Raw genomic sequence first — 6,213 nt, 5'->3', positions numbered from 1 at the left:
CCTATGTGTGCTTACAGACCAGTAACCATAGCTAGTTTCTCGCTGTAAGAACACATACGTGCTTACAGCCTCTTTTCCACCTTCCGCATACGCCGAATTCGCTCAATAAGCATCTATGTGTGCTTACAGAACAGTAACCATAGCTACTTCTCGGCTGTAAGAACACATACGTGCTTACAGCCTCTTTTTCTACCTTCCGCATACGCCGAATTCGCTCAATAAGCACCTATGTGTGCTTACAGACCAGTAATCATAGCTAGTTTCTCGCTGTAAGAACACATACGTGCTTACAGCCTCTTTTCTACCCGCCGCATGCGCCGATTTCGCTCAATAAGCACATATACGTGCTTACAGACCAGTAACCATAGCTACTTCTCGGCTGTAAGAACACATACGTGTTTACAGCTTGTTTTCTACCCGCCGCATGCGCCGATTTCGCTCAATAAGCACATATACGTGCTTACAGACCAGTAACCATAGCTAGTTTCTCGCTATAAGAACACATACGTGCTTACAGCCTCTTTTCTACCTTCTGCATACGCCGATTTTGCTCAATAAGCACCTATGTGTGCTTACAGGCCAGTAACCATAGCTAGTTTCTCGTTGTAAGAACACATACGTGCTTACAGCCTCTTTTCTACCCGCCGCATGCGCCGAAATTACTCAATAAGCACCTATGTGTGCTTACAGTCCAGTAACTATAGCTAGTTTCTCGTTGTAAGAACACATACGTGCTTACAGCCTCTTTTCTACCCGCCGCATACGCCGAATTCGCTCAATAAGCACCTATGTATGCTTACAGCTGTTACTACTACTCGTTACACCGAGATACGTCTGAGGAAATCTTTAATAAATTGAGTCTAGACATTTAATTGACATTCATGCAATAATTACTTAAACGATTAAGTGACTACTTTTAAGCATGCCATTTCCGATTTAATAATCCAACAGTCATTATCAAGCTTTAGCAAGCTCTCACGATTCCAATCGTATTAAGGTTGAAGGAGTTGTATCCCCATTAAAAAAGCTACGCTTAAGGACATTGCAAAGGCTGCTCAAGTATCTGTAGCTACTGTCAGTTATGTACTCAACAATGTCTCCAATCAGACGATACCTGAAGAAACAAAATGCCGTGTCCTCGATGCCGCCAAGCAATTGAATTATGTACCCAACCTTGCTGCCAGATCGCTGGTCAAGCAAAAGTCTGGATTGATTGGCATTCTGATTAACAGAGCGGAAAATGAAGGCTTCTGGAAGCAGTTCCGTTATTCTCAGTTTATTAATCGGCTGGAGCGGCTGCTGTCAGATCGCGGCTACCACGTTGTATTATTCAGCTTGGATGCCTCAAGCCCAAATCTCGATATTATCTCGGAACGCAAGCTGGACGGCGTATTTGTTGTTGATGTTAAGGAGGAAAACTTCCACCTGATTTCTAGCCACTTCTCTACTGGCGTCCCTCTAATCGTGGTGGACAGCATGATTGAAGATCCCTTATTTTATAAGGTTAATTACGATTATACTGATGCCTTCACTCATGCATTCGCATCGCTCTTACAGCCTAAGGAGAGCTTTTTGATAATCGACAGCTTCAACAATGCAGACCTCGTTAACCATATTTGTACTCATTCAGGAATAGGACGCAATCAAATCCACGTTATGGACGAAGAGCATGACTTAAAGGCATTCCTAGAACACAATTCGGATCGGACCGGCATCATTCTGAACGAATTTGTTGCCATCTTAGCAGCTAAGTACGTTGATCCAAAAAGCTTAACTGTCATTTGCACGGCAGGCTGTCCAGAAATCGCCCCTGCTTCCGCTTCCAAGATATCGTTTGGCGATCGCAAGCCAGAAGAAGCGTTCCAGCTTATGATGCAGCTGCTGAATGATCTGAAGACTGGCCCTGCAAACAAATATGTTCTTGTAAAAGCTGATATATAAGCAAACGCAGAGTAATCTCTGCTTTTTCTAGGATAACTTAAACGATTAAGTCATCCTCTATATCCTTAATAACTGCTGTTAATTATTAACCAAGTCAATCATTCTTATAGGAGGTTATATTATGCTCGGATTAGCAAAAGAATCAAGTGGCGGCGCTCCTAATCTTCAACCGCAAGAAGGTACTGCTTCATCTCTGTGGAAAAACCGAAATTTCATTGCCGTATTCTCCAGCTACAGCCTATCGCTGCTAGGCAATACCTTTCATAGCATTGCGCTAAATCTGTGGGTGCTGCAAACGACAGGAAGCGCCAAGCTCATGTCCGTTGTACTCATTACCCATCTCGTAATCAGCATGCTGTTCGGTTCCTTCGCAGGTACGATTGCGGATCGTACCGATCGTCGAACGTTAATGTGGGTGACAGATATTATCCGTTTTGTGCTCGTCGGCGCTATCGCTGTACTTGTTTACCTGCCTAATATACCGTTTATTTTTATCGTTATTTTGACCGCCATCGTCGCTTTTGCAGGGGTCATTCGAACGCCTGCCTTCCAGGCTTCGCTCGTCGAGATTATTGATAAAGAACAAATAACCAAGGCCGTTGGGGTAATCAATATATCGGATAACATCATCCGAATATCTGGCTTTGCTCTTGGAGGTATCGCTGTTGCTGCATTTGGCGGGGCATTTGCAATTGCAATCGATGCAGTAACCTTTCTGCTCTCAGCAGCGCTGCTACTCTTCACGGGCAAGTTCCCCTATGCAGCAGTTCGAGATACGGAGAAGGCGCAAACCACCTTTAAAGAGGATCTCAAAGCAGGCTTCCGTTACGTATGGACGGATCCATTTGCCAGAGCAGCAGTTATTTTATTACCGGTAGTTATGTTCTTCTTTCTGTCCACCTTCATGCTCATTCAAGTCATGGCCGTCAATGTGTGGCATGCAAAACCGTTTGTATTCGGACTTATGGAGGCGTGCATCCCGCTCGGTTATGTCGTGGGCTCCATTCTGATTATTAAGCTGGATACACGGTTAAAAGGCAGAGGAAAATGGATCATTGGAAGCATGATCCTCATGGGGCCTATGTTCATCGCCGTATCACTAATGTCATCTGCATTTGCAGCATTGCCGCTTATCCTTCTGGTTGGCTTCCTCTTCTCCTTCAGTACGACGATCATCTTTATCGCACTTCGGGTAGCCATTGATCCTTCGATGCAAGGCAGAGTATTTGGACTCATCGGTGCTCTAACAAGCGTTGCGCCGCCTGTCGGCTTAGCCGTATTCTCAACCCTATCTGATATACACGGACCTGCCGTCATCATAGCGATAAGCGGCGCAGCAATGCTCATTATTGGCTGCTTCTCCTACATGTATATGAAGGAGATGCGTCACTTCAACTAAACGAATAGACGGACAACGTTTTAAGATTGAATAACTGGGAACTCGGCGATCCGAAGTCGCGCGCAGCCGTACGGGATAAGCGTAATTTCTTCCTCGGGTTCCTTGCTAGCAACAGGCCCTATTGGCAGAGTGCCAGCCGAATTAAGCTCCATGGTCCATTGCGGGATCCGGCGACCGTTCATTCGCAAACGTATCGGTGCGTTCTCAGCTGCGAAGGGCTGCCTTACCATTGCTGCGGCTTCCACAATAGGTTTTCCCTGTTCATTTCCCTTCAGACTCACTCCATAATTCCATGGCGACTCCGGGTAAATCTCCCAGTCATGATAAGGCTCGTATGTGCGATGCTTCTGCCAGCGCTCCTTGATTGGGATAACGAACATAAGCGCTCCGCGCTGCAAGCCGGCTGCACCGTTAGCTCTGCTGATCGTGCGTACCTCCATTGGAAGCCGAAGAGTCAGCTCATCGCCATCGTTCCAAACCTGCCGCAGCGTAGCAAAACCTTTTTCGATGATCATAGAAGGCTGCTGTTGTCCGTTGATCAACAGAACCGGCGCGCTGCACCATTCCGGTATTCGTAATTTAATCGGGAATTCAGCTGGCTGATTTACATGCACTGTCATCGTTATCGTTTCTCTAAATGGATATTCCGTAGCTACACGTATGGAAACATCGGTACTTGTGTCGATGGCAGCTGTGATCGTACAAGGAGCATACGCGATAGCAGCCAAACCGCCATCCTCCGTTGCCATCCACAATCTTGCCGTATATTTCGGCCATCCTTGATGCATGTTAGCGGTGCAGCAGCCAAAATGCGGCTCAATGCCAAATAGATTGGCTTCATTGTTGTTTTCCGTCCAATTGCGTTTGGCATGCGTACACATAATCTGGTTAGCCTGCTGGTCATATTGATGAACGGTCCAATCCGGGCTGATTGCGGCAGGCAGTGCATTATAAGCAACCTTCTCCAAAATATCACCGAAGGAGCCATCGCCTGTAATCCGAATCAAATGCTCTAAGGAATGCATATATTCCACCACAGAGCACAGCTCCGTACCTTGGCTAGGATGAGTTCCTGCAAGCCACTCGTCACCAGAAAACATGCCGTTAACTTGGCCATGGTAAGTCATCACGCTTGAGATCCCTTTGTATGCAGCTTCGATATGCTGCTTATCCTTTGATTGCATGTAGCGGAGAGCTGGCTGCTTGAATGACATCGCTACGTTAACAACATGAACCCTGTGATCAAATGCCTTCTGCAAGTACCAATAAGGATAGTCTTCATACAGGCCTATCCAGTCCAGCGTTTGCTCCTGAATCAATTGCGAGAGCTCAAGCAAGAAAGGCTCACCGGTGCGATTGTACAACCAATAAATGCTGATGAGATTTTCGCCGCCTCTAGCCTTTGCCCATTCCTGCAAAGGACGATTCGGCAGCTCCGCAAGCTGATATTTGAAATAGTTCATCAAGAATGGTTCTACCCGTTCATCACCAGTATGCTCAGCGTGCTGAATCAGCACCTTGAGCATAATCATTCGGCTCCACCAATCTTCATTTGCGGCTGGCCCGAATTGTCCATCCTCGCGTGCGCTTGCAAGCGTCCATTCGATCCACGGCTTTACTTTGGCCTTAAGCTTGTCCTCATCAATGAGATAAGCAAGCGGAAGTAGACCGTCCAAGTAGTAGGGTCCTCTTTCCCAGCTGTCTCCGTCTCCTCCAAGCCAACCGCTATTTGGCCCGACATAACTCCAAAATTCATCTAGATGCCCTGTCATCCCCTCGCTTTGAATCTCCAGCTGGTCTCTAAGCCAGCCATCCGGCTTAATCGCACCAAGCGGCAGCTCTTGAAAAGGGGTCGAAGCAAGCGGTGCACGGTTCAAAAATATAGCGCTCAATTTGTCATCTCCTCTATGCTGCTTATGTAGTTGAATTTCATCTAGCCATGCTAGTGATCCTTAACCCGTTTCCTTAAAGAATAAATGATTTGCCCCAAAGGAATACTAATTTGGAAATAAGCTAGTAATGGAGGGAATCGTTAGTAATGAACAATGCAGCTAACCAGAAGGATTCCAGCTCTTCTCAGCTTCGTGTAAAGGATAAGGTTGCGGTCATCACTGGAGCTGGTTCCGGCATAGGACGTGCAGCCGCGCTGCGTCTCGCACAGCAAGGAGCAAAAATCGTTCTTCTCGATCTCATTCACAACCGTACTGAAGAGGTAGAGCAAGAAATTAAGGAATTAGGAGGCGAGTCCTTCTTTATCGATACCGATGTTGCCAATGCTGAACGGATGCAAGAAGCGATCCAAGCTGCCGCAAAGCATTTCGGACGAATCGATATTGTGTTCGCTAATGCGGGCATTAACGGCACTCTCGCTCCTATCGAAGATCTGTCGCCCGAGTCATGGGATGAAACGCTAACAACGAATCTAAAGGGAACCTTCCTTACCGTCAAATATGCAATCCCCCATATGAAAAAATCCGGCGGGAGCATCATTATAACGAGCTCTATTAATGGCAATCGTGATTTTTCAGGTGCCGGCATGGCTGCTTACAGCTCCTCCAAGTCAGGTCAGGTAGCTTTTGCCAAGATGGCTGCTCTAGAGCTTGCCCGATATAAAATACGTGTGAATGCCATTTGTCCTGGAGCCATTCAAACGAACATTGGGCAAAACACCCATCGGACTCCTCAAGTAGATAAAATCACCATACCCGTGAACTACCCTGAAGGCAGCCAGCCTCTTGAGCATGGTCCCGGGCAGCCTGAGCAGGTCGCCGATTTAGTGCTATTTCTAGCATCACAGGAATCCAGCCATATCTCTGGAACCGAAATTTACATCGATGGGGCAGAAACCTTGCTATAGAAAAAGAAGCATACAG

4 protein-coding genes are annotated in these 6,213 nt (G+C 46.7%); 3 read left to right on the top strand and 1 reads right to left on the bottom strand.

Annotated features, from left to right (window positions below; genetic code table 11):
- Window positions 1-1,011 precede the first annotated feature (1,011 nt).
- Window positions 1,012-1,941 (top strand): LacI family DNA-binding transcriptional regulator, encoded by a 930-nt coding sequence (locus AC1DPK_RS29130; RefSeq protein ID WP_477512445.1) that lies wholly within the window; start codon window positions 1,012-1,014, stop codon window positions 1,939-1,941.
- 121 nt (window positions 1,942-2,062) lie between these two features.
- Window positions 2,063-3,340, top strand: a complete 1,278-nt coding sequence (locus tag AC1DPK_RS29125; RefSeq protein WP_477512443.1) for an MFS transporter — start codon at window positions 2,063-2,065, stop codon at window positions 3,338-3,340.
- Between the two features lie 20 nt (window positions 3,341-3,360).
- Here the strand turns inward: AC1DPK_RS29125 and AC1DPK_RS29120 are convergent, their stop codons facing one another.
- Window positions 3,361-5,232 (bottom strand): beta-L-arabinofuranosidase domain-containing protein, encoded by a 1,872-nt coding sequence (locus AC1DPK_RS29120; RefSeq protein ID WP_477512442.1) that lies wholly within the window; start codon window positions 5,230-5,232, stop codon window positions 3,361-3,363.
- Between the two features lie 146 nt (window positions 5,233-5,378).
- Here AC1DPK_RS29120 and AC1DPK_RS29115 point away from each other — a divergent pair, with 146 nt between their 5' ends.
- Window positions 5,379-6,197, top strand: a complete 819-nt coding sequence (locus tag AC1DPK_RS29115; protein ID WP_477512441.1) for an SDR family oxidoreductase — start codon at window positions 5,379-5,381, stop codon at window positions 6,195-6,197.
- The last annotated feature ends 16 nt before the right edge of the window (window positions 6,198-6,213 follow it).

Source organism: Paenibacillus sp. 01T424 (genome assembly GCF_056398745.1).
This window is presented reverse-complemented; position numbering and strand designations above follow the sequence as displayed.